Source organism: Microcoleus sp. N3A4, assembly GCF_036701805.1.
Taxonomy (GTDB): domain Bacteria; phylum Cyanobacteriota; class Cyanobacteriia; order Cyanobacteriales; family Microcoleaceae; genus Microcoleus.
Genome location: NZ_JAUBRJ010000004.1, coordinates 166,390 through 191,266, shown reverse-complemented (window position 1 = coordinate 191,266; position 24,877 = coordinate 166,390). Strand labels below are relative to the sequence as shown.

At 45.5% G+C, this 24,877-nt stretch carries 18 protein-coding genes and 2 pseudogenes; 4 read left to right on the top strand and 16 right to left on the bottom strand.

From position 1 onward, the window contains the following. Nucleotides 1-433: 433 nt before the first annotated feature. The 5 genes from QUA56_RS04395 to QUA56_RS04375 all read right to left on the bottom strand — a co-directional run bounded on the left by QUA56_RS04395 (nucleotide 434) and on the right by QUA56_RS04375 (nucleotide 5,966). Entirely contained in the window at nucleotides 434-1,279 is an 846-nt protein-coding gene (locus QUA56_RS04395; protein ID WP_333353720.1) for a WecB/TagA/CpsF family glycosyltransferase, read from the bottom strand. Nucleotides 1,280-1,356: 77 nt separating this feature from the next. Further along, nucleotides 1,357-2,439 carry an NAD-dependent epimerase/dehydratase family protein gene (locus QUA56_RS04390; protein ID WP_333353718.1) on the bottom strand — a complete coding sequence of 361 codons (1,083 nt, stop codon included), beginning with the start codon at nucleotides 2,437-2,439 and terminating at the stop codon, nucleotides 1,357-1,359. Between the two features lie 59 nt (nucleotides 2,440-2,498). Further along, nucleotides 2,499-3,728, bottom strand: a complete 1,230-nt coding sequence (locus QUA56_RS04385; RefSeq protein WP_333353716.1) for a glycosyltransferase — start codon at nucleotides 3,726-3,728, stop codon at nucleotides 2,499-2,501. Nucleotides 3,729-3,845: 117 nt separating this feature from the next. Continuing rightward, nucleotides 3,846-4,997 carry a glycosyltransferase family 4 protein gene (locus tag QUA56_RS04380; RefSeq protein ID WP_333353713.1) on the bottom strand — a complete coding sequence of 384 codons (1,152 nt, stop codon included), beginning with the start codon at nucleotides 4,995-4,997 and terminating at the stop codon, nucleotides 3,846-3,848. An 87-nt stretch (nucleotides 4,998-5,084) separates the two neighbouring features. Next, on the bottom strand, nucleotides 5,085-5,966 hold the full coding sequence (locus QUA56_RS04375) for a glycosyltransferase family 2 protein (protein ID WP_333353710.1): 882 nt from the start codon (nucleotides 5,964-5,966) through the stop codon (nucleotides 5,085-5,087). A gap of 44 nt (nucleotides 5,967-6,010) precedes the next feature. On the opposite strand from QUA56_RS04375, the gene QUA56_RS04370 reads away from it, so the two are divergent. After that, entirely contained in the window at nucleotides 6,011-6,769 is a 759-nt protein-coding gene (locus QUA56_RS04370) for an FkbM family methyltransferase (RefSeq protein WP_333353708.1), read from the top strand. On the opposite strand, the gene QUA56_RS04365 is transcribed toward QUA56_RS04370, so the two are convergent. The 8 genes from QUA56_RS04365 to QUA56_RS04330 all read right to left on the bottom strand — a co-directional run bounded on the left by QUA56_RS04365 (nucleotide 6,766) and on the right by QUA56_RS04330 (nucleotide 15,871). After that, complete coding sequence (locus QUA56_RS04365) at nucleotides 6,766-8,031, bottom strand: glycosyltransferase family 4 protein (RefSeq protein ID WP_333353706.1); 1,266 nt, start codon at nucleotides 8,029-8,031, stop codon at nucleotides 6,766-6,768. The two genes, QUA56_RS04370 and QUA56_RS04365, sit on opposite strands and share 4 nt — an antisense overlap. A gap of 34 nt (nucleotides 8,032-8,065) precedes the next feature. Then, complete coding sequence (locus tag QUA56_RS04360) at nucleotides 8,066-8,998, bottom strand: glycosyltransferase family 2 protein (RefSeq protein ID WP_333353703.1); 933 nt, start codon at nucleotides 8,996-8,998, stop codon at nucleotides 8,066-8,068. Nucleotides 8,999-9,096: 98 nt separating this feature from the next. Next, a complete protein-coding gene (locus QUA56_RS04355; RefSeq protein ID WP_333353700.1) occupies nucleotides 9,097-9,966 on the bottom strand; it encodes a hypothetical protein in 870 nt (289 codons plus the stop codon). A 24-nt stretch (nucleotides 9,967-9,990) separates the two neighbouring features. After that, nucleotides 9,991-11,187, bottom strand: a complete 1,197-nt coding sequence (locus QUA56_RS04350) for a hypothetical protein (protein ID WP_333353697.1) — start codon at nucleotides 11,185-11,187, stop codon at nucleotides 9,991-9,993. Then, a complete protein-coding gene (locus QUA56_RS04345; RefSeq protein ID WP_333353694.1) occupies nucleotides 11,184-12,521 on the bottom strand; it encodes a flippase in 1,338 nt (445 codons plus the stop codon). The genes QUA56_RS04350 and QUA56_RS04345 overlap by 4 nt, the downstream gene beginning before the upstream one ends. A 219-nt stretch (nucleotides 12,522-12,740) precedes the next feature. Next, nucleotides 12,741-14,075: a flippase gene (locus QUA56_RS04340; protein ID WP_333353691.1), complete on the bottom strand. Its 1,335-nt coding sequence runs from the start codon at nucleotides 14,073-14,075 to the stop codon at nucleotides 12,741-12,743. Nucleotides 14,076-14,194: 119 nt separating this feature from the next. Beyond that, the gene (locus tag QUA56_RS04335; protein WP_333353688.1) at nucleotides 14,195-15,613 is read right to left on the bottom strand and encodes an O-antigen ligase family protein; all 1,419 of its coding nucleotides are present in this window, start codon (nucleotides 15,611-15,613) and stop codon (nucleotides 14,195-14,197) included. 18 nt (nucleotides 15,614-15,631) lie between these two features. Continuing rightward, a complete protein-coding gene (locus QUA56_RS04330) occupies nucleotides 15,632-15,871 on the bottom strand; it encodes a hypothetical protein (RefSeq protein WP_333353685.1) in 240 nt (79 codons plus the stop codon). Between the two features lie 27 nt (nucleotides 15,872-15,898). Between QUA56_RS04330 and QUA56_RS04325 the strand changes: the two are divergent. Together QUA56_RS04325 and QUA56_RS04320 are read left to right on the top strand one after the other, a co-directional pair. After that, a pseudogene (locus QUA56_RS04325) lies at nucleotides 15,899-16,110 on the top strand (IS1 family transposase); the annotation flags it as partial. A 107-nt stretch (nucleotides 16,111-16,217) separates the two neighbouring features. After that, nucleotides 16,218-16,346 (top strand): annotated as a pseudogene (locus tag QUA56_RS04320) (IS1 family transposase); the annotation flags it as partial. A gap of 131 nt (nucleotides 16,347-16,477) precedes the next feature. Here QUA56_RS04320 and QUA56_RS04315 read toward each other — a convergent pair. The 3 genes from QUA56_RS04315 to QUA56_RS04305 form a co-directional block, all read right to left on the bottom strand. Beyond that, the gene (locus tag QUA56_RS04315; RefSeq protein WP_333353684.1) at nucleotides 16,478-18,718 is read right to left on the bottom strand and encodes a PAS domain S-box protein; all 2,241 of its coding nucleotides are present in this window, start codon (nucleotides 18,716-18,718) and stop codon (nucleotides 16,478-16,480) included. A gap of 599 nt (nucleotides 18,719-19,317) precedes the next feature. After that, nucleotides 19,318-20,796 (bottom strand): leucyl aminopeptidase, encoded by a 1,479-nt coding sequence (locus tag QUA56_RS04310; RefSeq protein WP_333353681.1) that lies wholly within the window; start codon nucleotides 20,794-20,796, stop codon nucleotides 19,318-19,320. A gap of 86 nt (nucleotides 20,797-20,882) precedes the next feature. Then, nucleotides 20,883-22,061 carry a transposase gene (locus QUA56_RS04305; RefSeq protein WP_333353679.1) on the bottom strand — a complete coding sequence of 393 codons (1,179 nt, stop codon included), beginning with the start codon at nucleotides 22,059-22,061 and terminating at the stop codon, nucleotides 20,883-20,885. A 443-nt stretch (nucleotides 22,062-22,504) separates the two neighbouring features. Between QUA56_RS04305 and QUA56_RS04300 the strand changes: the two genes are divergently transcribed. Continuing rightward, entirely contained in the window at nucleotides 22,505-24,703 is a 2,199-nt protein-coding gene (locus QUA56_RS04300) for a transglycosylase SLT domain-containing protein (protein ID WP_333353676.1), read from the top strand. The last annotated feature ends 174 nt before the right edge of the window (nucleotides 24,704-24,877 follow it).

Below are 24,877 nucleotides of genomic sequence, written 5' to 3'. Positions count from 1 at the left end.
GATAAATTCGGGGGCTTGAGGATTTTAGATTTGAGATTTTGGATTGATTCCACGGATAAATCACGTGGCGGGTACCACCTTTGAAATTCTTGGTCAATCCAGGCATAAATCAAGACAAAAGCCAATCATCTCTGCGAGAAATCTACTCTGACAAAATAGGAAACCTCGCCACCATAATTTTAGGGTGCGACTACACTGGCTGTCGAGAGCAAACCATCAAAATCATACAACAAGGACGGCTGACGCTTTTTCTGTTACCTAGACAGTAGTTACAAAACAAGCAACACATAAGTCATAGAAAACACCCTATTAATTCGAGAGTCCAATCATCACCAGCTTAAAGTCGAAAGTCAAAATAATTAATTATTATTCCTACTTTGGGCTTTTGGCTTTTTATTTGTGAAAACTGACCATTCACCACACTCTTAAAATTTTAACCATACAATACTTCTTCCACAGGCGGCGTGGCGTCTGTGGGGTCGAACTGTTTGATTTTCAAAGCTTGCAGCAAAAACAGCCAGATATAAAGCGGATTCAAAAAAACATACCGCTGCCAGAGGCGCTTGGGTTCTTTAATCATCCGAAACAGCCATTCCAAACCTATCTTAGATAAAAACTCAGGAGCTTTAGCCAAATTACCCGCATGAAAATCGTAAGCAGCACCTACAGCAATCAGCGGCATTGATAAATCGTCCCGGTATTCGTAAGCCCAGACTTCTTGTCGCGGACACCCCAAACCGACAAAAGTAATTGCTGCACCGCTGTTGCGGATTTGCTCGGCAATTTCTTGTTTCTCTTGGGCCGAAACGTGCCTAAATTTAGAAGGCTGAGTTCCAGCAATAATTAACTTGGGAAAACGCTGGCAGAGATTGCGAGATAAAGCCTCCAGTACAGAAGCGTGAGATCCGTACAAATATATAGATAATCCTTCTTCGGCCGCACGTTCGCAGATTTGTAACATCGCATTCGGCCCGCAAACTCGATCGGGCAATCCCGTATTGTAGAGCAAATTTAACGCCCACCTCACCGGCTGTCCGTCTGGCAATACTAAGTCAATGTGATTGATCCGATAGCGATGAGTGCTGTCGAGAACCCCAGTCATTACCCCGTGAACCGCTAGAGCCGAAACAGACATAGGTTGTTGGGCGCTGGCTGCTGCAATAATTTTGCTGACGGCCGCTTCATAATTAACGGCATTTACTAATATGCCCAGTACATTTTTTTTCCCTTTATCAATCATGGAAGACCTCTTTAAGCCAACACTCGCCGTTACACTCATAAATCTCCTGTAGGATTTTTTAAACTTTGTATTCCATCGTTGTTTACAAAACTGGCACCCTGTTCTTTTTTCCTAGCTCAATCGTTCGACCCCTCTTTCAGCCAACGCTCGCGGTTACATTCATAAATCTCCTGTAGGATTTGTTTAACGTTATATTTCATTTTCCAGTCAGGATAGTGACTTGCAAATTTTGAATTGTCGCTAATCCACCAAATGTGATCGCCAATGCGATTTCCTTCAGCATAGGTCCAATTAAATTTGCGTTCCGCAATTGCCTCGCACATCTGGATAGCTTCTAACATCGAACAATTGCTGTATCTGCCTCCTCCTGTATTATAAACTTGGGCGCTTCTGGGAGCTTTATAAAATTCATAAAATGCCGAAATTAAATCCGCGCTGTGAATGTTATCGCGGACTTGCTTGCCTTTGTAGCCAAACACGGTGTAAGGAGTTCCCGTGACGGCGCACTTCATTAAGTAGGCGAGGAAGCCGTGCAATTGAGCTCCCGAGTGATTTGGTCCCGTCAAGCAGCCGCCGCGAAAACAAGCGGTGTTCATATTAAAATATCGACCGTATTCTTGAACTAAAACGTCAGCAGCTACCTTAGAAGCACCAAACAAACTGTGCAGGCACTGATCGATAGACATATCTTCCCGAATGCCGCTTTCGTAAGTGTGGCCCGCTTCAATTTCCCACCTGTGTTCTAATTCAATTAAAGGCAATTTATTTGGCGTATCGCCGTATACTTTATTCGTAGAAGTGAAAATGAAAACTGCTTTGGGACAGTACAAGCGAGTTACTTCTAGAAGATTGAGAGTGCCGTTGGCATTGACGGTAAAGTCTATTTTCGGAGCACGGCAAGCCCAATCATGGCTAGGTTGTGCTGCTGTGTGAATGACTAACTCGATCGACTCGCCGTACCGCTGAAAGATATTGGTAATCGCTTCGTAGTCGCGAATGTCCACATCTAAGTGATAATACTTGGTTCCCAAAGACTTTTCGAGCAGTTGGCGGTTCCAGTTTGTAGAACCATCAGCACCAAAAAAGAACTGGCGCATATTATTGTCTATACCAACTATCTCGAAACCTTGTTTGGCAAAGAACTTACAAGCCTCCGAGCCAATTAAACCCGCCGATCCAGTAATGATTGCAACGCTCACGTTTTACCGCCTGACAAAATATAGTTTTCTTTGTTTTGTGCGATCGAACAAATCGGAAATTATCCTGATTTTCCCTTGCATACATCTTCGCACAATTGGGCAAAGAATTTACCTTTGATATTCCAATCATAGATTTCCCTGACGTGATTTCGACCTGCTTCACCCAAGCGCGATCGCAACTCGGCATCGCCAGCTAAATGAGCGATCGCCTCAGCTAGACCCTGCACTGCCTGTTCTGGATTGTAAGCAGGTACTTTTACCCCCGTTTGTGCCGTCACTTGAGTAGCAGGCCCTCCCAGATCCAAGCAGACGATCGGACGCCCCGCCGCCATCCCCTCCAGACACGTCCACCCCCCTGAATCGTGCAAGCTAGGGTGAATCAGTACATGAGACTCCCCTAACTTGTCCAAAGTTTCTTCGCGCGGCAGCCTCCCCCACAACTTAACTTGAGAAGCAATGCCCAATTCTTGCGCTAAAGACTGAAGGCGATCGCGTTCCGGGCCATCCCCCAGCAGCCAATATTCGGCATTCGGCAACTTAGCTCGGGCAAAGGCGCGTACAGCCAGGTGATAGCCTTTCCAGTGCAGCAACCGCCCCATACTGATGAACCTGATCGGCGAATCCCCTGGCATTTTGCACTCTCCCAGCCGCTCCATCTCTGCCTTTGACAGACCGGCTTCTGAAAGCACCTGCACCTTTTTAGCCCCCATCGCCCGCACCCGCTTCGCCGTGTCATCCGTTGTCGCCAAAGCTAAGACGCTTCTCCGAGCCGTCATCCTGGCAAAGGGATCTCTCTCACCGAGGCGCTGTCCCCAGTCTCGCGCTGTTTCGTAAAGTTTTGCCTTGGAGCTAAAATCTTCCCAAAAAGGTTTAGGGGCTGCTTCGCCGCCGCCCACAGGCCCCCAAATAAAAGGAACAGGCAGCAGCGAGATGAAGCTCGGCGACCAAAATTTAACGTAGGTGACGTGGCGGGCGATGTCGAAATTAATTTGGCGGTGGAGATCGCGCGCCTCTAAATAAGCCAAAATTTGCCACAGGTAATAGTGCAATTGCAGCCCTCCCTGTCTACCTTTAAAGTTTTCGCTCCAGCCGAAAGGCTCAATGTAGACGAAGTGCAGGTTAGGGTTCGGGCACGCGGCGAGGAAGGCTTCAATAGCGGTACGGTAAAAGGTGCGAGTTATTACCCATACATCTTGATGTTTGGCGGCTTCTACCACCGCATTCCAGCCCACTCCTTCCTCAGATCCTTGTCCGGGTTCGCAGGCAAAGGCAGATAAAAGAATTTTCATCGGCAATTGTTAGTGGTTAGTGGTTAGTTGTTAGGCGTGAGTTTTTAATTTGTTGTTAGCGGTTAGTTTTTGTTGGTTACTTAAAAACGCTGTTTTTTTTATACTAACCACAACAGCTTAACCACGAACCATTAAAAATGATGTTACTTCGACATAAGCTTGGGCGGCTGTTTCGGGAGTTTTTTGAGCAATTAGTTCGCGCGATCGCTCTCCCATCGACTTAATCAAATCTGGATTGTCCAGAAAACGCCGCATCGCCGAGGCCAAACCTTGAGAGTCTCTAGGATCGAAAATGTAACCATTCTCCCCTTCAGCAATCAATTCGCAGGAAGCTGCACCATTTGAGCAGAGTACAGGTTTGCCAAAAACCATCGCCTCCGGTACCACCATTCCCCAGACATCCTCAAAAGTAGGAAATACAAAAACATCAGCTTGCTGAAAGTAAGCACCCAAACTTCCATATTCCACCCATCCGGCCCAAGTTACCTGCTCTTCAAAATTGCGCTCTTTAATAAAAGCTTCCAGTTCCTCCCGCTGATCTCCCTTGCCAACAATCAACAGCGAATAATCAGCATAACCTTGACTTTTAAGAATAGCGCAAGCTTCTAAAAGCGTCTTAATTCCCTTTCTAGCTGTGACCCGCCCTACATACAGAAAAATTGGGCGTTTTAACTGCAAATTTGGCGGCTTAGTTCGATCCAACCGTTTCATTAAAGCTCCCGCATCCGGGACAAGATAGGTTCTAGTAAAAATTTTTTGCTCGGGTACGTTAAGCGCTTCTATCAGATATTGTTTGCCAGCATTACTGTTAGAAACAAAAGCATCGGCAAACCGCACCAGTATGCGGCGAACAAATGTCCGAAAACTGGAATCTCTAAAGTCTGTATTCGGGGAACTGCCATCATAAATAATCGCAATTTTCCATCCCATCAGTGGTTTTAACAAAGCCACAATTACAGTCCACAAAGAGAAAGCTTGGGGAAATACGACTTGAGGACGAAATTCAAGCAGATAACCGATAATGGCTGGTGAGACTACAATGAATCCGCGATCGTAGCCTGTATTTATCTTTGTCGTTTCGACAAAACTCGTCTTTCCTACTAGCTGAATTGCCGACGATCCAGGCATTTTTGGGTCGAATCCCGGCCAGACACCGCCGGTGTAGAACACAGTGTTTTTAAACACTTTCGTAAATTCTCTCAAAACAGGCTGCCAGTAAGCTCCCAGGCCCACTTCCGGGACAAGCCAAGCGATGCGGAGTTCATCCATGCGGTTCACCTTTAGTTGTAGCTACGACAAGAAAGCCGGCGGTATCGCCAAAAATCTTCCCCATTCCCTGTGCTTGCAAAAATACAATCAGCCGCGATAGCCTACAGATCCTCGGCGGAGCGAGATCAAAATCAACCTCAAATAAGGTAACAGCCAATATATCGGCCACAAGATATTCGTGTGCCGCTGTACCAGCACTTTCGACTCTTTTGGCCCAAAACCCTTGGGTTGCAGTACCTTTTTAAATCGATCGAGCAAACTCATGTTCGGGTCTTCCCAGCAGTTACCCTCCGGCGGGTTGGTCGAGCAGGTGCCCGCGTATCCAGGAACCACCCAAACTGTACAATTTTGTTGCACCGCTCGCAAACCGTAGTCAATATCTCCCATGCTGTGGATGAATGCGGGGTCTAGGTTTCCCACTACTTCAACTACTGCTCGCGGCATCAAAACGCAGTTACCGTTCATAGTATGGCACGGCTGAGCTTCCTCGCTCGGTTCCACCAGGCGAAAGTGCAAAGGATGCCACCAGCTAGTCCGCAACCAGCCCCCATAAGTCAGCGCCCCAGTTTCCGAGTCACGAGTAGAACCCACTGCAATAGCTCGCGTGTTGCCTTGCTCAGCCAAGCAGCGGGACGTTGCCAGCATTGTGTTCAAGGCTTCCGGTTCCAGTACAGTGTCATCGTTGAGCCAGACGTAGTAGTCATAATTTTGCTTTATGGCTTCAGCAAATCCTTGCCGCATTCCTCCATTCCAAAACAGGTTCCCATCTCCGCGCAGCAATTTAACTTGCGGATAAGTCTCCTGCACAGCTTCGGCAGTACCGTCAGTGCTGGCATCGTCCACTAAGTACGCCACCAGCAAGACATCTGCAGGCAGCACCTGATTGAATAGCGCCGCGAGACTAGCTAAGGTCTTTTGCTTGCGGTTATGGCAAGTTATGATTGTTGCTATAGTGCTGTGTGGTTTCATCAATCTATAATAGTTTCATTCAATATTGTAGTCTGGAAAAAAATATGAGGCAATTACTCAAAAAAATAGCGTACAAAATACTTAAGCCTTTGGGATTCGATCTCCCGCGTCAAGGCATGAGAACATCTATGTACGGCGTGCTCGATCAGTTCATCAAGTTGGGTTTTCAACCAGAAACCGTTATAGATGTCGGCGTTGCCTACGGGACTTTTGAATTGTACGAAAAATTTCCCGAAACCCACTTTTTGCTGGTAGAGCCTTTGATCGAATACGAGAAAAATTTAAAAGAAATTTGTCAAAAATACAACGCTCAGTATATCATGGCTGGCGCCGGCGCTCAAGCGGGAAATATTACGATTAACGTTCACCCTCAACTTTACGGATCTTCTACTCTCAAGGAGTCAGAAGGTAGTGTTGCCGACGGTGTGCCCAGGGAAATTCCTCTGGTTGTCCTTGATGATTTGTGCCGGGAAAGAAACTTAAAAGGGCCTTATTTATTGAAAGTAGACGTGCAGGGCGCTGAGCTTAATGTTTTAGACGGCTCTCGCCAGGTGCTGGAGGATACAGAAATAATCATTCTGGAAGTATCCCTGTTTGAATTCTTTGTCGGCGGGCCACAATTCTACGATATCGTCAGTTATATGAAAGAGCGCGGATTCGCCACCTACGATATTTTTGGGGGTTACATCCGTCCTCTCGACGGAGCTTTAGCTCAAGTAGACATGGTGTTTGTTAAAGAAAACGGACAATTTAGAAAGTCTAATTTTTTTGCTACGCCACAGCAGCGGAAACAGTTGGTTTAAGGGGCGGCGCTGTTTGAAGCGCTGGCGAGTTCGGAAAAAAGAGACAAATAGCGATTTGCTTGTATGTCTAAGGTAAATTCTTGTTCCACTTTTTGACGGGCCCTGGCGCAGAGTTTTTGATGTCGATCGGGATCTTCGAGTACCCATGCAATACCTCTTGCTAAGTCTTCTGTTTCATAAGGTTTAGCTAAATAGCCATTTGAGCAGTGTTCGATCATATCCGGCAGTCCCCCGATATTGAATGCGACGCTGGGGATTGCACAGGCTCCAGCTTCCATCACCGTGTTTGGCAAATTATCGTAAACAGAAGGGGCGACGAAGACATCTGCTGCTGCATAAACTGTTGCTAAGGAGATATCATCTGCTAGATTACCCAAATAGTGAGCTTTAAAACCCAGTTCAACGGCATTTTCCGGTTGAGAAGAACCAAAAACCAGCAGCTCTATCCGATCTTTCCAGCCAGACTTGCTCAGGCTTTGCAACGCCGATACTAGCAGGTTAAACCCTTTCCAGCGGTTGCTAGTTCCACCTGCAATCCCAAAGAGTACAATTTGTTTATCTTTAGGTAAATTCAGGATTTCTCGCGCCCATTGACTATTGAGGGGTTTATACTTTTGAATATCGATGCCGTAAGGAATTACCTCTATTCGATAATCTTTGAACAAAGAACTAGAAGTAGCGCATTTAGCCAACCAAGCGCTAGGGCTAACCAGAGTTAGGTCAATATTTTTCCAAGCTTTAGCTTTCCGCTGCCACACCCACCGCGACAGATCCGAATCTTTGCTGCTGTGCAGTTGCGGGCAGCTACCGCAAGATTTAGTGTAGCGATCGCACTCTTCGCTGTAGTGGCATCCACCTGTAAAAGACCACATATCGTGGAGCGTCCAGACTAGGGGTTTATTAAACTTCGGAACACTTTCTACTTGCATATAACCCCCACAAACCCAGTGCAGGTTAATAATATCTGGTTGAATTTTGGCAACTTTAGCAGCCAGGGAATCCGGCAGCCATTCTGGAGAAAATATAGCGGGATTTCTCTCGGGGTAAAGCCGCAATGGCAAGTTTGATATAGTTGAAATAATCTTATCAAACTTATTCGCAATGCCATTCTGTGACAAGATGACATTCGGATCGCCACTTTTCTTATTTTTCACCAGCATTTGCGAAGATACGCCAATCCCCTGCAAACCTTGGTGCAGTCTATAAGCGGCGCGGGCTGCACCGCCTTCAAGATCGGAACTATTGATAAGTACAACCTTCATCTCCCCTGCCTATCCTCTAGTGTTCTCTCGGATTTTACTTGGTTTTTTTCAACAGTTTATGGATTTTTTTTTGCACCTTCTTTAGCAGCGGCGGATCGTAATCATACAAAGTATTTTGAGTAAAATTATCTGCTTGCGTATCCCTAATTGCAAAAGGCGGATGTTTCAGCGGAAATGTTATAGCTTCTGCTGGTATATTATTGTAGGGACTGCTGGCATCCCCCGTGTGGGTTCCTCCCGTACCGTGTCCGATGTTAGAAGCTAAATTGACATTTGCCAGAATATTCATACCATTTTGAATAAAGCTAGCAAATGCCCACTGGAAATCCCAAGTATCTATTTTTCCGTCATAACAAAGTTGAAAAATATTTGTCCAAACTTTTACAGCTTGCGGATCTCCCAGTACATCGGCCAAAAAATTACCATCGCGAATTTCCGGCCACAGCTTCATGTCTAAATCGTAGTATCGCCAAGCTCGCCTCCAACTCGCCCAACTCCAGCAGTGAGTGTAGCGAGAAAAGTAGTAACTAAAATCAGTTCGCTGTCGCCCAAACTGCACATTTTGACCGGATATTGACATAATCCGCCGATCGTCTCGGTAGCGATCGAGCAATTCCTCAGCGAAACGGAAAAATGTAGGATCGGGCAGACAGTCATCCTCAAGAATAATTGCCTCTTCAACCGTATCAAACACCCAATCTATACCGCTAGAAACCCGCCGCCGACAGCCCAGGTTTACGTCAGCGTAATTTTTCAAAACTTCGCAGTCCCAATCTACTCGGTCAATAATCGCACGAGCCCGATCGCAATCTTGGTCTTCCCCCGGTCTATCTGCACGGGGCCCGTCAGCAACTACTAACAGTTTCTGCGGCTTTACTTTGCGAATTTCTGCAAACACCCTTTCAGTTTCTTGGGGGCGTTTAAAAATAATAAATGCGACGGGGGTTTTCAATTGCCAATCGGACATTTAACTACTCTACTATGTTTATGATTGTATGCAAGTCTCGCTTCGTACAAAAAAAATTCCAAGTATTTACTGTACTTCCAGCATTGACTAAAAAAAGATTAACCAGGTCGCAAATCTCGCCAGGAAGTAGATTCTAAGTCTACCAGTCTCATTTCTCCTGCAGTACCCGCAAAGTGCAGAAAAAAAGTATTGATCAGAGCCGTCGTTGCACACTCGCTAGCCCGCCTGTCAACCAACCGCCCGGGCATCCCTTTTGATAAAAGTTTGCCTTTGACCCGGTTAAATAAACTGGGTTTTGTGTGCGGTTTGGGGAGCAAAAATGGGTAATACAAAGCTTTGTGGACGCTCCAGACAGTGCTGAAGCGCGGATCGATCCATTGAACGCGATCGGCTTTCAACAGTTCATAAGAAAGCCAAGGCATTTCACCGAACCCTGTTTCCTCGCATTCATAATACACTTTTTCTAAAATCGAGCGGTGGTGAGACGGTGAAAGTACCATAATACCATCTTGGACAATCCGATCGAATTCGGCAGGAATACCGTACTTTGCATAAGTACCCCGCTCGTTTTTTTCGTCCGTAATTCCCCAAGTTTCAAACAATCGGTCTCTAGCTTCAGCAGATAACTGGTCGTTAGGTGTTGCCCATTCTGGGGCCGCGCCTACTTTATCAACAGCCACACCTTCCACAATACAAGGAGCATTTGCCGAATTGATCAAAACGTCTGCATCTACCCAGACTACTCTATCATATTTATTGACAGATTCTTCGCCCAGAATTAGACATTTTTGCCAGCAGGGCGATCGCTTTTGCGCCCGTGCTGAATCATCTAAAGGCTCTTCAATACAAATCAGATCGTATCCGTGCCTATCTGCATACTTTTGCCAGTTTGCTTGGCACAAATTTTTCCAGTTTTCCAAATATTTTTGACCAATTGTCAGCGTTACTATGGCTTTAGAATTCGTCATATTTTTCTGCTATCCTCCACCCTTTCAATTAACAACATCAGCAGTCATGTAGGATTTAAACTCATCAACAGTCAGAACCATCACAGCCGCTATGAATGCCAGTGTATCAGTGTTCGTCTGATAGGGCAAAAATCTATAGCGAAAAGCAGCCATTTTCTGGTCGATCTCTTGGTAAATAATGTCTTGTGCAAAGTTTCCCCACCGTTCATCTATTAAATCCATTGTCATGCCAGCATGGCCAGAAGGCAGCAGCATATTAGAGCCGTGCAGGCCTATTACTAAACGGCTATCAGCATAAATTTGGCAGATTTCCTGCTCGATTTTTTCATTAAACTTCTCCACTCTATAATCTTCAATCCATTCTGGGAACTGAGTCTTTGTGCCTAAACCTGCTACTGCAAATTGTGCTGACGGTACGCGCGATCGAATTCCCTCAAATAACCTGCGTACCTTCCAATTTTGAACCGCCAGCCCAATTGACTGCAGATTCAGCCTTCTCAGAACTCGGAACAGCAAACTGTTGATAAAAAGGCGGTCTTCCCGCCAAATAAAGGTAATATTGACCTCTTCTTTGTCGAAGCTGTGCTTGGGAACTCTAGTAAACCGCGTGATGTCGAACTGACTCGGATGAGAATAGGCTTCGCTCACATAAATTTGCTCGAAGCGTTTCGTTTCTTCCTCAACAAACTCGGCGAAGCTAGGATAATAATCTCGACCATTTTTTAAAGCAATGGGTACTGTCCAAACTTCAGCGACTCCATCGGGAACCATCCACCTCAAGAACTTAGGCACTATCACAACTAACCCGCAGTCGGGGTTGCACTCCAAGTGTCTTTGTGCGTTCAGTAACTTTAACAGCGAGTGACCGTAAAGATAGTCAATACAGTTTAAAATGATGACCCGCTGGCACGGCTTGAAAATTTCTTTGGTGATTTCAAGTTTCTCACTTCGAGGATTTTGGAGTGAATTTAGCAATGGTTTTCCCAACCATTCTGCGACGTAACTGTTGCCAGAAAAAACCTCTCCTTTTGCTAAATCAACTTGCAGGGATGTATGAGAGCCATGACCGACTCTCAATAAATCGATTATTTCACTACCAGAGTCCGACTTAAATTCAACACAAATGTGCATACCCTGCCACAAAATTTTTGCTGGCTGTAGAGCCGTCCCAGATGTGGGGCAATTAGATTTATGCTGAATTTGGGGTTTAATTTCAATCATTTTAGTAATCCTATTAGCCGGGAAGCAGCATTATACAAGTTAAGCGATCGCCAAATTAATTTGCCAAAAGGGCGCAATTCCTTAATCAGGAAATTGACTAAAATAATCACGTAAAAATAAGTAATCAGAGTAGCCGCAGTAGCACCAAAAGCTCCATACTTAGGAATGAGCCACAAGTTTAACCCCACATTTAAAATCGACCCGATTACAGTCAAGTAAAGACTGTAGCGCAACTGACCCTCGATCGTAAAATAGGTGTTCCGCGCTACTCCAAAGTTACTGCCAAATTGCGCCCAAACATAGATTGCGAGTACCGCTGCTGACTTAGCATACTTGTCACCGTACAGCACGTGCACTATCCACGGAGAAAGTAAGGAAATCGGGATTGCCACTCCCAACCATAAAATCATCATAGTATCACAATAAATTTGAAATTTATTTAGATATTCTTCATAATTTCTCTCTCTCAAATTCGCTAATTTGGGAAAAATAGAGGCAGATATTATCATGGGCAAGAAATCGCAGATTTCCGAGATTTTAACAGCAGCCGCATAATATCCAAGTTCAGCATTTTTATTCATCGCACCCAGCATGAGCTGATCGGTTTTTGAGTACAAATAAACTGCCAATCCCGACAAAATTATCGGCCAACTCTCCCGCAGCAGTTGCTTGCCTCGGGCCCAACTGAATTGCCAATCCTGAATTTTATTTCCTGTAAGGCGATAAAAATATACATAAGCTATTCCTACGAGCGCCACCTCTGCCAATCTCATGCACGCGAAGGCAAGCAGCGGCGCTTTAATCAGCACCAATCCAATTCTGACTCCGGCAACCAAAAAACATACCGAATTCTTCGCCAGCACTATATATTTTGACTGCACTTGAGACTGGAACCAAAAATTGATTGCCTCAAAAGCCTGAAAGATAGTTCCGGCGGCGATAATTCCCACCAGCCAGCGAGTCAGGTATTCGTCAGGCTTGAATAGCGAAATCACCGCGACAGTTAACAGCAGAGTGATGCAGCCGCCAGTAAATTGCAGCCCGAAGGCAGTTCCCAGCGTTTCGTTTTTGGATTCAGGATTGCGAGCGATATCGCGGATGATGATGCTGCCCAATCCCATTGTGGCTACCGAACTAAAAACTGACACAAAGGCGATCGCGTAGTTGAGCAAGCCAAATTGAACGGGCCCCAGATAGCGGGCCACCCAAAGCCCTACCACCAAACCCAGACCCATCTGCAAAATTTGGTCAGTGAACAGCCACGCCAGATTCACGAGTACCTGACGGAGACCTGGCCCGAGTTTTTGACTTGCCGCAGTTAGCTTATCTAACATCAGAAAGTTTTGAGTCCTTATAATAAATAAATATGTTTTTTGAGCGTTTGAGAATGAATTAACAACCCTGGTTATTATGATAGTCTATCATAAACTTTGGCAGTAATTAAACATTTATTTAAAAAGTTTTTGCTGTTCTGGTTGAGGATTTTTTGCTCGGTTTGAGTACCTTGCCAGCATCGGGATGCGAGCGGTACGGGGTGTTTTGTTTAATTTCAATCACTTGCTCGAAGCGAGCAGCCGAGAAGCTGCTTTGTATAAATTCAGCGAGCCAAGAATTAAACTTGCGAAAGGTTTTAATTCTTTTATGTAAAAGTTTACTAAAATACTTACGTAAAAATAAGTGATTAAAGTTGCCACTGTTGCTCCCAATGCTCCATACTGAGGAATTAGTAAAGAGTTCAATACTATATTAAAAATTGAACCTGCTACAGTCAAGTAAAGATTGTATTGCAGTTGACCTTCGAGAGCAAAATAGGTATTTCTAGCTATCCAGAAATTGCTGCCCAATTGAGCCCAGACGTAGATTGACAGCACTCCGGCTGAAGCTGCATATTGCTCGCCGTAAAGAGTCTGGACTATGAAAGGAGCTAGCAAAGAAATTGGCACTGCCACTCCCAACCACAAAAATAACATGGTATCCGAGTAAATCTGAATTTTTTTCAGGTATTCGGCATAATTTGTTTCTCTTAACTGTGCGAGTTTGGGGTAAATAGAAGAAGCGATAATCAGCGGCAAGAAATCGCAAGTTTCCGACAGTTTAACTGCAACTACGTAATATCCTAACTCAGTTTTATCTACAGAACCGAGCATAATCAGATCTATTTTGGAATAGAATAAAATCGCCAAGCTAGACAGCACCAGCGGCCTGCTTTCCTGAAGCAGTTGTTTGCCTCGCTGCCAACTGACTCGCCACAACTTGAAATTATTGCCCCTGCTTTGATAGACAAGTGCGATCGCCAATCCCCCCAAAGCCACCTCTGCCAAACTCACCCAAGCAAAAGCAATCAGCGGTGCTTGGACTTGAATCAATCCGATGCTGATTCCTGCAACCAGTAAAGATACGGAGTTTTTAGCAACATCAGTATACTTAGATTGAAGTTGCGACTGAAACCAAAAGTTTATTGTTTCAAAGGATTGAAACATAGTTCCGGCTGCGACGATCCCCACCAACCAGAGAGTTAAACTGTCCTTGGGATTCAGTAGCGAAATCGCTGTCACCGCCAGCAGTAAAGTAATAATTCCCCCTGTCAGTTGTATAACAAAAGCAGTCCCCAGAGTCTCTTCCTCGCATTCGGGATCGCGAGCAATATCCCGCACTACAAGAGTACCCAATCCCATCGCCGCCGCAGGAGCAAACAGCGAGACAAGAGCGTGAGCGTAATTGAGCAAGCCAAATTGTGTCGGCCCCAGATAGCGAGCCACCCACACTCCGACCAACAAACGCAGACCCATCTGCAAAATTTGGTCAGTCAGCAGCCAAACCAGATTGCCAATTAACAGACCCATGCCGGCGCCGAGCTTTTGACTTAGCGCAGTTAGCTTATCTAACATCAGGAAGTTTTGAGTCCTTATCAAAAATAAATATACTTTTCGAGCGCTGGGAAATCAATGAAAAACCAGGCTCATTAATATGATATCTCATAGTTCTATCGATTTTTAACTTCTGCAAATTAATGGGGATTCAATCTGGATTCAGATGGGGACGGCAAATCGCGTCCGTAAATGCGGCGGTTGCTGGATGGAGATTTGCTACTATCGATACAGAGTCTAACTGTTAATAATACGTAAGCAAGCCAAACATCCCCCATCTCACCTAAAGAGCCTTCAGTAATGTTATTCAATATTATAAACACCAAGTAAATAATCGGTATTCCCGATTCAGATAGCGGGCTGCGACTCAGTTGTCGCACTGCCAAAATTAGATTAGTAAACAGGGAACCTAAGATTAAAAAAAGTCCCGGATAACCGAAAGATAGCAATACTGATATAGCACCGTTGTGAGCAGTTTTTGGTTGAAATCCATTGGCAGTATATATGAAATAAGCTGGAGTTTGCGCGCCAATTTCTTCTTGTTTAAAAAAGCCATCAAATCCATAGCCAAACCAAGGGCGCTGATTCGCCGCCGCGATCAATTGCGGCCAAAACTCTGTCCGCCCTGTCAGTGTCAAATCTTTTCCCAATCCCCCGACAACAATAGACTCTAAGTTGTCTATGATATAAACGCTGGTAATAATACCCAAGACGGTAAAGCCGACAATACAAGTAAAAGCCCATTGAAACTTTAACCTGCTCAAAAAACTTAAAGATGACACTACAACTATGAGCATCAAACTATTAACTAGAGAACCCCCCGAGCTACTAGCTCTCACCAAATAAAAGGAAAACAACATGAATGCCAGAGCTATCCAGCGTTCTTTCTGAGTTTTAGCACCTTGGGAATAGTGCAGATACCAAAGTGCTGTACTCAGAACCATGATGCTGCCGAAAGCATTTTTATGGGTGGTAATTCCTGCAAATTCTTTTCCCACATTCGGGTACCGCAAAATGCTAACTATGCCGATCGAGGTATAGCCCCACCGCAGTAACGCAGATAATTCTGGCCACTCATATCGCGCACCCACATAAAAACTAAAAATCGTAAAACCTGTAAATGCTATCCCGGCTTTTAGCGTGATCTCGGGAACTAACGACCACAGCGTCGATATTATTGGCAGCAAACAATACACGCAAAAGCCAGGATTTCTCAAAACCAAAAATGATAAGGCTTCGACAAATTGATTTTTGAAAAAACTAATAAATCTCCCCGACAGAACCAAGATTACCCAGGGATAAAAAACCCAGGGAAGTTGAGAAATATTACTGCCATTGGTAGCAACCAGATTGACAAAATGTATGTAGTTAAACGGAGGCAGGTTGACGTGGGGAGATATGAATATGTAACAAACAGCAAACCATTTTTCCCAGAGCAAACCTAATTTTTTGTTAGCCGCTAACTGAAAAATCAAAATCGTGCTAATCAGTGCCACACCGGCCACTAAAGCCAGCAATAAATTATTGCCGAAAATTAGCTCCCTAATCATTCTGGCCATAAAATTTTACCCTTTTTTTTAAAAAATATTAATTGAGCAGCCGGCTAACTCCACTAAGTTAACAAGAAACCGAGGCTGTTGTCGCGCGATCGCCTTGGCGCGGGCTGCGTTGCATCTAAATAATCTGTTGCTGTCTCCCGTCAGAGTCCCCTCGTCGGAGTGTCGGAGGATCGGAGGCAAGCTTTCATTACCTCTGCCGCAAGTGTGGGCGCCAATTTGTTTAGCTACCGACAACCAATCGTGTTGACGGGTTGTCACCCCGTCAATTGGAAACCTTGATTGAGAGGCTCAAAAAAAACTTGCATCTGGCTGCAGACAGCGGTAGACCATTTTCGCATCTGGCATCTTGGCGATCGTCTTAGGAGATCGTGCGTGTTATTATTTTCCAACCTTTACGGGCAATTGTTAGCAGTTGGCATTGTTATTTTTAGGTCACTGATGGATGGTCAGTTTATCCCTGTTTCATTCCTAATGGCGACCAGATTGCGAGCAAAACTTATAGCCTTTCTCAAAAAGATGAGGTATGACTGACAGCTTACATAACCAGCCAGACTAAGAGGGCTGAAGCCCAACAACATCCGCGAATCTTTCGCTCGAACCGCTATATATAACCAGAGTCAAAGGAGAGAACACACGCTTACGTGATTATTTAGCTCGTCTACACCGCCAAACTTTATGCTATTCCAAGTCTATAAAAATGCTGGCTCACTCGAAGAGTCTATTAATTTATTAAGTAGGTAGGCGCAAATAAACAAAATTATGTAACAAAATGTAAATCTATCATAACCGTTGCGATTGCTTCGTTTCACGGAGTGACCCTCGCAATGACTACTTATGTATTTTCTCACTCATCTAATTACCAAATTATAAAGGAATCTCGATCGCAAATTCCGTACCTTCTCCTACAGCAGAACGGCAGCTCAAGGCTCCGCCGTGTTTTTCCGCGACAATTCGGTAACTGATGGCTAACCCCAAACCGGTGCCTTTCCCGATCGGTTTTGTTGTGAAAAACGGGTCAAACAATCGGCTCCGCACGTCTTCTGTCATGCCGATCGCATTATCGGCAATGCGGATGCAAATACTATTTTCGTTCAGGGCTTCTGTGCGAATGCTAATAGTTGGTTCCCAATCGTCGCCGGCCGCCGTTAGCGAAGCCCTCGGAGAGGATCGCCTTTTTTGGTTGCAAGCATCTTCCAAGGCGTCAATACTGTTGCTAAGCAGATTCATAAATACCTGATTTAGCTGACCTGCATAACATTCTATTAAGGGGAGTTTACCGTAATCTTTGATTACTTTAATTTCGGGATAGTCGCCTCTGGCTCGCAGTTTGTTGTGCAAAATTATGAGCGTATTGTCTATGCCTTCGTGAAGGTTAGTAAGCTTTTTTCCCGAGCCGTCTAAACGCGAGAAATTTCGCAAGCTCAGAACTATTTCGCGAATGCGATCTGCTCCCATTTTCATCGAAGATAATATTTTTAGCAAATCTACTCTCAGAAATTCTAAATCGATCTTTTCAATACATGATTGAACTTCTACCGTTGGCTGAGGATAGCATCTTTGGTAGAGTTCCACAAGCTGCAACAAGTCTCTGACATATTGGCTGGCGTAAGAAATATTGCCGTAGATAAAACTGACAGGGTTATTAATTTCGTGAGCCACTCCAGCTACCATTTGACCGAGACTTGACATTTTTTCGGTATGAATTAGGTGAGCTTGAGTTTCTCGAAGTTCTTTGAGAGCGATTTCTAGCTGCTGTGCTCTGTTGTTGGCGATCGCCTCTGAGAGCCGCAAAGCATCGTCCGCTGCTTTGCGCTCTGTCATGTCAAAAATGGCACCGTTGAGGGATAAAACTTGACCTGCGGCGTTGAAAATGGCTTGACCTTTCTCTGCAACCCACCGCACATTTCCGTCGCAGTGAATCAGGCGATATTCGATCGTGTAAGGTTGTTTTGTCTTAACAGCCAGATCGATAATTTTCTCGATCTGCAGCAGGTCATCGGGATGAATTATACTAGAAAAAGCCTGCACCGGTTTAAGCATAAAGTTTGCTGCGGGATAGCCGGAAATAGCTTCTATGCCGCTGCTGATAAAAGTTAAGCTCGATCGCCCAGCAGCACTGCAACGGTAAACTGCACCGGGAATGCTAGAAACTAATGACCTAAATTCTTGTTCCCTTTCCCGCAAAGCTGCCTCAATCCGCTTGCGCTCGGTAATGTCGCGAGCAAACGCGCACTGATATTCTTTGCCGTTAAATTCCAAATGGTCGATCGTAATTTCTACTGGAAAAATACGACCGTACTTAGTGAGGTGGTGAACTTCAATATTAACCGAACCGCACCGTTTTAAGACATTCCAGTGCAAACTCCAAGCTGTTTGGGGAAAATCTGGATTGATGTCGTGCACGGTCATCGAGAGCAATTCTGCGGCAGAATATCCCAATGAAGAGCAAGCCGCGTCGTTGACGTACAAAAATTTACCGTTGGGCCCGATCCAGAATACCGCATCTGCCGATCGGTCGATCGCACATTGAGTCAATTGCAACTTTTCCTCAACCCGCTGGCGGTCGGCAATTTCTTTTTCTAGCTTTTCGTTAAGCGAATTGAGAGCTAAAGCGCGATCGACAATAGTATCTGAAAGGTAAAGATCGATCGATTGTTTTGCCAATTCTCCTTTCTCGATATCATGCTGGTGCTGATTTTCTTCTACTTGTTTTAACGAAAGTTGTGGAAGATTTTCTGTTTTATTTAAACCAGACTCGGCAAGTGCTTTCGGCATGAATGCGAGGGCGACTGCGGCTAAAAGTAAAGAAATCAAAGCACTTGCAGCTTTGAGAGTTACCGACAGCCAACATATGGAATGCCAAAGCGTCCAAACTTCCGTCAGTTTAGCAGCACCCCAGGCAAAAAAAACAACGGCAAACATCCGGAAAATCTTGGTGTGAGAACCTTGGCGGCTAAAATAAACTAAAAATAGCGCGATCGAGCAATAAGCCAGTGCCGTCAGCGAGTCAAAAATAGCATACAGTCGCAACTCCGTCAGTGCGTTGCACCCGAGTGCGGAAGATAAAGCAACTGTTGAAAAAAAAACTGTTAATTGTTCTTGCATAAAGTTCAAGAAAAAAGTTATCTGTACCAATGCAAATCCGATCAAATATAATTATTTGATTTTGGCTACTGAAATATTTACATAATTATAGACTTTTTTCATTTTTTATGAAACAGCTATTTTTTCAGGGAATGTCAAAACTAGCTAGGTTGGGTTCCGGGAGCAAAGCTTTCGGCAAGTATGAGCGATTGGGAGCGTCGCAGCTCGCCACGCTTAGGTTTCTCGCAGTGACGGAATAAATACATAGCCTCGCCTACTTATTGCTTCTGAAACATTTAAATTTTTAATGATCCTTATTAACAATAGTCCGGACAGTTTTTACATAGCCCAATGGCTTATTCTCGCTAGACTTCGCAGCCCCTGTGGATAATTAAATCAATGTCAGCTCCACCCCTGACTTACATTTAATTCGACTTTTTTACGATCCTTGCCCCGCGTAAGCTTGTAGTCTCGTTCCCAAAACTGTCCGGAGTATTGTATTAAGTTTTCTTTTAGATGACTTAAGCTGTGAGCCAGGAGTCTTAAACCCCTGGCTCGCTCATGGACTAACGGGCTTTTAATGCTGAGCAAATCTCAATTTTTGTGCTGGAAATCCACAATTAAGCGCCTCCCAGCGCCCAATGCACCAAAGTCCGAACTCCAAAACCCGTAGCCCCAGGGCCATTGTAGCCATTTTCTTTGTCAGTCCAAACCGGGCCGGCAATATCTAAATGCACCCAAGCAGTATCCTTCACAAACTGCTTCAAAAATAGCGCTGCTGTAATCGAACCGCCGGGACGCGGCCCAGTATTTTTCATGTCAGCGTGCAATGCTTTCAAGCCCTCAAAATACTTCTCTTCCATCGGCATTCGCCAAAATTTTTCGCCTGCCAATTCTGAGGCGGCGACTATTTCGGCGGCGACGCTATCTTGAGGACTCCACAAACCCGCGATCTCGTCGCCCAAAGCAATTATGCAAGCCCCGGTTAGAGTTGCTAAATCGACAATTGCGTCAACTCCCAATTTATCAGCAAATACCAAAGCATCAGCCAGGGTTAAACGGCCTTCTGCATCGGTATTGTTGACTTCAATTGTTTTGCCGTTGGAAGCTGTAAGGATGTCTCCAGGGCGCATGGCGCGGCCGCTGATCATGTTTTCAGTGACGGCGCTGATAAAGTGAACTTCCACATCTGGTTTGATGTGACCGATCGCCTTTGCCGCTCCCAAAGTAGCCGCAGCGCCCCCCATATCTACTTTCATCATTTCAATGCCGCTGCCGGCTCCTTTGATGTTCAAACCGCCGGAATCAAAGGTCAATCCTTTGCCCACAATTGCTATTTTGCGGCGCGGTGTGCCTTCTGGTTTGTAAGTGAGGTGGATGAATTTTGGCGGTAAATCAGATGCTAGGGCAACGCCGAGAAAGGCTCCCATGCCTAGTTTTTCGCAGTCTTCCCGCTCCAAAATTTCTAATTCTAAACCGCATTCGGCAGCTAGACTTTGAGCAGTTTCGGCCATTGTAATTGGGGTGACAAAATTTGCCGGCGCTGCGACTAATTCCCGTGCTAAAATGACTCCGGCAGTAATTTGGCGGGCGCGGGCGATCGCGCTTTCGGTACCGGCAAAACCGAGCAAATGAATTTGTTCGAGTTGCGGGCTTTTGTCTTCAGGTTCCGATTTGAAACGGTTGTCTTGATTTAGGGAGAGTTCTACACCTTCGGCGATCGCGCTTGCTGTAGAATCCGGCGCGTTTTTCCATACAGGAAAGCTAATTCCGAGGGTTTTGCATTTTTCCTTTTTGGCTAACTTGGCGCAAATACCCGCAGCTTGCCGCACGGTGTCTAATTTTAACTCTTCTGTTTTGCCCAAACCGACGATCGCAATTTTGCGGATGGGATTATTGCCGCCGACGCGGGCGATCGCGCTCGTACCCACTTTGCCCTTAAAATCTACTTCCAGTAGCAGCTCTTTCAAAGTGCCTGCCAGCTTTTCATCTAATTGTGCCAGATCGCCGGTGAGTTCCAGGGCGTCCTCAAACAGACCAATTGCCAGGGCGTCTCCCGTCCAAACAGAGCGGGGCGTATCGGTGACTAGAAATTCCATGTTTTGATTTAGAGTTGAGATTTTAGACTTTAGATTGTACTTTTTGACACCCCCCCGGCCCAAGCGCGAGGGATTCTAGCGGTTGTCTAAGACGAGGCTGAAGCCGTCGTCAAAGACGCATCACCAGTTAAGGGACTGTCATTGACCCCACCCTCTGAATCAACGATTTCCATTGCAGACACCGCTTTCTGAAGATTCAAAGGACACGCAAATCCTACCCACTGCCCAATATTTTGCGAAGCGTTCCAGTCCGCGTTACAGCGATACCCATCAAATCCTTTGAATTGGTGCTTGACTCGTTTGCCGATAACACCATTTCGATGATCCGATTTACTGGTATAGGGTGCCGGCACCGACTCAACGGGAACACCTGCACGAATCGCTTTATAGCGGGTGAAGATTTCAAGCTGATAGAACGCCCAAGCATCTCGGTTCTGAGCTGCATCCGATTTGGTTTTCTTGCGTTGCTTTGAGGTACTTCTGATTTCTGAAAGATCCTCAAACCGCAATCCCATTCCGAAGTATGAAGCAAACTGAACCAACTGCCTAGAAATCTCGTGATTGATCTGCGTCATGATGCGACGCTCACGCGATTCTAGCTGCTTAACCTTTTTCAGCTTTTTCGCTTCTTGGAGAACCTTACGGGTTTTCTGAAACCGTCGTCGGGTGGCTTTAACTTTGCGACCATTCCAGAACTTGCCGAAGGAGTTGGGCAGTGCTGCGACTGCAATATTGTTTTGTCCTCGATCGACTCCAATCCAACCTTTAACATCACCTGCATCGGGAACTTCCATCGATACAGAAATGAGTGCATACCAAACACCTTTTTTGGACTTGCATAGCTTCAGACTGCCTAATTTGGCAGAACCTTCGATCGCTTTATCCAAAACTTCGGTATGCGAGGCGGCATGAACATCAAGAGGAATTCTTCCTTTCCGCCCTCGATAGAGACTGAAAGAGACAGTGAATAAATTGCCCGACTTGAGAACCTCATAACCTTGGTTGTTCACTTCAAGCCACATTTGCTTAAAGTGCTTCACCTTAGTTTTTGCATGGGTGTTCCGAATGGTTTGATTGATCCACATCGATCCAATCTCAATATGTCTAAACGCGGCACTCGTCAGCTTTTTACGATCCTTGTTGTCAACTGCCAGCAAATCATTTGCAACAGCCGTATTGACGGCGGTGAGCCGCTCAAATTCAAGTGCTTTGCAGGCATTCAACCTGTGAAACGGAAGCTTTAACGTTAGTGTTAGCTGAGCCATATTAAGAACGACCTTAACTTGACCTGTTAATTGTATCCTGCAAATAGTCGTAGGATATGAAGAATGGTTAAAGATCCGACCCATACTGCAGGAAGACAGCCTGTTGTTAGCTTTCCTCCCCCGGCCCCAGCACGGAGGCTCTAAGCATAAGTTTTGGTAGTTAGCCGTTTTTCCTTTGTGCGGGTAAATAGATCGATCGCACAAATTCCCCGCTCCGCATCGAAATAAATTCTGCTACTATATCAGCCAAGTCCGCTTGCGATCGGATCTCGCACCAATCTCAATAATCTGTTTAGGGGCCGGCCCAAAGGGCCCGCCCCACTCTTAACTTTTATTTCTCGTTGAACAGGTATCCTGCCTGTTATGGCGTGGAACACGCATCCTGCCTGTTATGGCTCTTGACAAACGATCGGTTTTTTATTCTTATTCTCTTAAATTTTCCCATGCTAAAACGACGCCGAGCCCGAATTTTTGTTTTAATCAGCGTTTCAGTTTGCGTTATTTCGATCGGCTCTTGGCTTGCTGCGACGAAATGGATGGGTTTGGGCTCGTTCCAGAAAGATGGGCAGCCCCTCGATGCAGCGAATTCCGAATCGGAAGTCAAGATGCTGGTGTCGCTGTCACCGATCGAGCGATCGGCGAAATTAGTTGAACTCGCAGCCAGTCAGTCTGCAAGTACAAACCCGCAGCAGCAAATCTCCCCTCAAAGCCGGGCCCGCTACCTGCTTGCCAGCGATTTAATCCAGCAAGGAAATGCCGCCAAAGCATTAACATTATTGGATAAATTAGAGCAAGAATATCCGGTTTTAGCTGCTCACATTGCCCTAAAAAGAGCGCAAGCTTACCAATTGAGCGGCGACAAAGGCAAAGCCCAAAAAGCTTGGCAGGAACTGCTAAAAAATTATCCGAGCGACCCCGTAGCAGCGGAAGCTTTATATGTTTTAGGCAAGTCAAAACCGGAATATTGGCAACAGGCAATTACTGAATTTCCCGCTCATCCCCGCAGCGTAGAAATTGCCCTCGCTAAGTTAAAAGAAAATCCCAATCAGCCGGAGTTGATGCTGCTCGTAGCAAAACACGGTCATTATGTCAATGATTACGGTACAATTTTGGAACAACTTGTGCAGCGAAACAGCGCCGCTTTGAAACCGGAAGATTGGGAAGAAATTGCCTTCGGCTATTGGGAAAAACAGGATTACGGCAAAGGAGCTATTGCTTACGGGAAAGCTCCCCGCACCGCCCAAAATCTTTACCGGAAAGCTCGCGGTTTGTGGCTCGACGGAAAAATCCCGGAATCGAAAATTGCCTATCAAGAATTAGTGCGGGATTTCCCCGATGCCGAAGATACTGGTTTGGGTTTAATTCGGCTGTCGCGCTTGAACGAACCGAAAGAAGCGATCGTTTTGCTCGATCGAGTTATTAGCAAATTCCCCAATTATGCCGCCGAAGCTTTGTTAGATAAATCCAAACTTCTGGACAAATTAGGCAGCGGTCAATCCGCCTCAGATACCCGCAAGTTGCTATTGACAAAATACAACAATTCTGATAAAGCAAGCGAACTGCGGTGGACGATCGCCCAGCAGTATGCCAAAGGCGGGGATTTAAAATCAGCTTGGCAGTGGGCGAGAGAATTAACCACCCACAATCCCGACAGCGAACAAGCTCCAGAAGCAGCATTTTGGGTCGGAAAATGGGCACAGCAACTCGGCCGCCAACAAGACGCCAAGACTTCATTTGAGTACACTCTCTTACGCTATCCAGAATCATATTTTGCGTGGCGATCCGCTGTACTTCTCGGCTGGCCCGTAGGCGACTTTACCACAGTCCGAGATTTGTCTCCCAATGTAGTGCGGCCCCCTCAGCGCCCCGAACCAACGGCCGGTTCTCCTGCGTTAAAAGAACTCTATCAATTAGGTCAAGATAGAGATGCTTGGACGCTGTGGCAAATAGAATTTATCAACCGCGTAGAACCAAGTATTGCGGAACAGTTTACCGACGGTTTAATGCGAGTAGCAGTCGGAGACAATTTAGACGGTTTGTGGATGGTTGGGAGTTTGCGGCAGCGCGAAAAACCCGATGATAGAACCCAATACCTCGCTCTCAGACAGCAACCGATTTATTGGCAAGCGCTTTATCCTTTTCCTTACTTAGAAACCATTGTCAAGTGGTCGCAAGAACGCAAAATAAATCCAGTATTAGTAACCGCCTTGATCCGGCAAGAATCGCGGTTTATGCCCGGGATAAAATCATCAGTTGGTGCCACCGGTTTAATGCAAGTAATGCCGGAAACCGCAGCTTGGGTTGCTGATAAAATCAGCCTCAAAAAGTATTCATTGGAGAATGTGGACGACAACGTTAAACTCGGTACGTGGTATTTGGATCACACTCACGACGAGTACAAGAATAACTCGATGTTAGCTGTGGCGAGTTACAATGCCGGGCCGAATGCAGTATCAGATTGGTTGAAGCGGTTTGATTTTAGCGACCCGGATGCTTTTGCGGAAAAGATTCCGTTTCCTGAAACCAAAGGATACGTAAAATCGGTGTTTGAGAATTACTGGAATTATCTGCGGATTTACAATCCAGAAGTTAATCAGTTAATGAGCGAGCATTATGCGGCTGCTCAGAAAAAAGCGAAGTGAATTATTCGCGGTGTGGGGGCGGGTTTATCTAAATTGTTGGTAAGCTGTTCGACATTTAAAATAGGATTGTAAGGTGCGTCAGTAGATAAGCGTTTTTTGTGCCTAATAAGTGTTCGAGCTGACGCACCCTACAAACCTAGTTAGTTGTTTAAATGCGTAACAGCTTAATCGTTA

What these genes read in the sequence shown, in the direction of transcription:
- QUA56_RS04395 (WP_333353720.1), bottom strand. Translation starts at nt 1,279, where the DNA reads ATGAGTGTAACGGCGAGTGTTGGCTTAAAGAGGTCTTCCATGATTGAT.
- QUA56_RS04385 (WP_333353716.1), bottom strand. Translation starts at nt 3,728, where the DNA reads ATGAAAATTCTTTTATCTGCCTTTGCCTGCGAACCCGGACAAGGATCT.
- QUA56_RS04380 (WP_333353713.1), bottom strand. Translation starts at nt 4,997, where the DNA reads ATGGATGAACTCCGCATCGCTTGGCTTGTCCCGGAAGTGGGCCTGGGA.
- QUA56_RS04375 (WP_333353710.1), bottom strand. Translation starts at nt 5,966, where the DNA reads ATGAAACCACACAGCACTATAGCAACAATCATAACTTGCCATAACCGC.
- QUA56_RS04370 (WP_333353708.1), top strand. Translation starts at nt 6,011, where the DNA reads ATGAGGCAATTACTCAAAAAAATAGCGTACAAAATACTTAAGCCTTTG.
- QUA56_RS04365 (WP_333353706.1), bottom strand. Translation starts at nt 8,031, where the DNA reads ATGAAGGTTGTACTTATCAATAGTTCCGATCTTGAAGGCGGTGCAGCC.
- QUA56_RS04360 (WP_333353703.1), bottom strand. Translation starts at nt 8,998, where the DNA reads ATGTCCGATTGGCAATTGAAAACCCCCGTCGCATTTATTATTTTTAAA.
- QUA56_RS04355 (WP_333353700.1), bottom strand. Translation starts at nt 9,966, where the DNA reads ATGACGAATTCTAAAGCCATAGTAACGCTGACAATTGGTCAAAAATAT.
- QUA56_RS04350 (WP_333353697.1), bottom strand. Translation starts at nt 11,187, where the DNA reads ATGATTGAAATTAAACCCCAAATTCAGCATAAATCTAATTGCCCCACA.
- QUA56_RS04345 (WP_333353694.1), bottom strand. Translation starts at nt 12,521, where the DNA reads ATGTTAGATAAGCTAACTGCGGCAAGTCAAAAACTCGGGCCAGGTCTC.
- QUA56_RS04340 (WP_333353691.1), bottom strand. Translation starts at nt 14,075, where the DNA reads ATGTTAGATAAGCTAACTGCGCTAAGTCAAAAGCTCGGCGCCGGCATG.
- QUA56_RS04335 (WP_333353688.1), bottom strand. Translation starts at nt 15,613, where the DNA reads ATGGCCAGAATGATTAGGGAGCTAATTTTCGGCAATAATTTATTGCTG.
- QUA56_RS04315 (WP_333353684.1), bottom strand. Translation starts at nt 18,718, where the DNA reads ATGCAAGAACAATTAACAGTTTTTTTTTCAACAGTTGCTTTATCTTCC.
- QUA56_RS04310 (WP_333353681.1), bottom strand. Translation starts at nt 20,796, where the DNA reads ATGGAATTTCTAGTCACCGATACGCCCCGCTCTGTTTGGACGGGAGAC.
- QUA56_RS04305 (WP_333353679.1), bottom strand. Translation starts at nt 22,061, where the DNA reads ATGGCTCAGCTAACACTAACGTTAAAGCTTCCGTTTCACAGGTTGAAT.
- QUA56_RS04300 (WP_333353676.1), top strand. Translation starts at nt 22,505, where the DNA reads ATGCTAAAACGACGCCGAGCCCGAATTTTTGTTTTAATCAGCGTTTCA.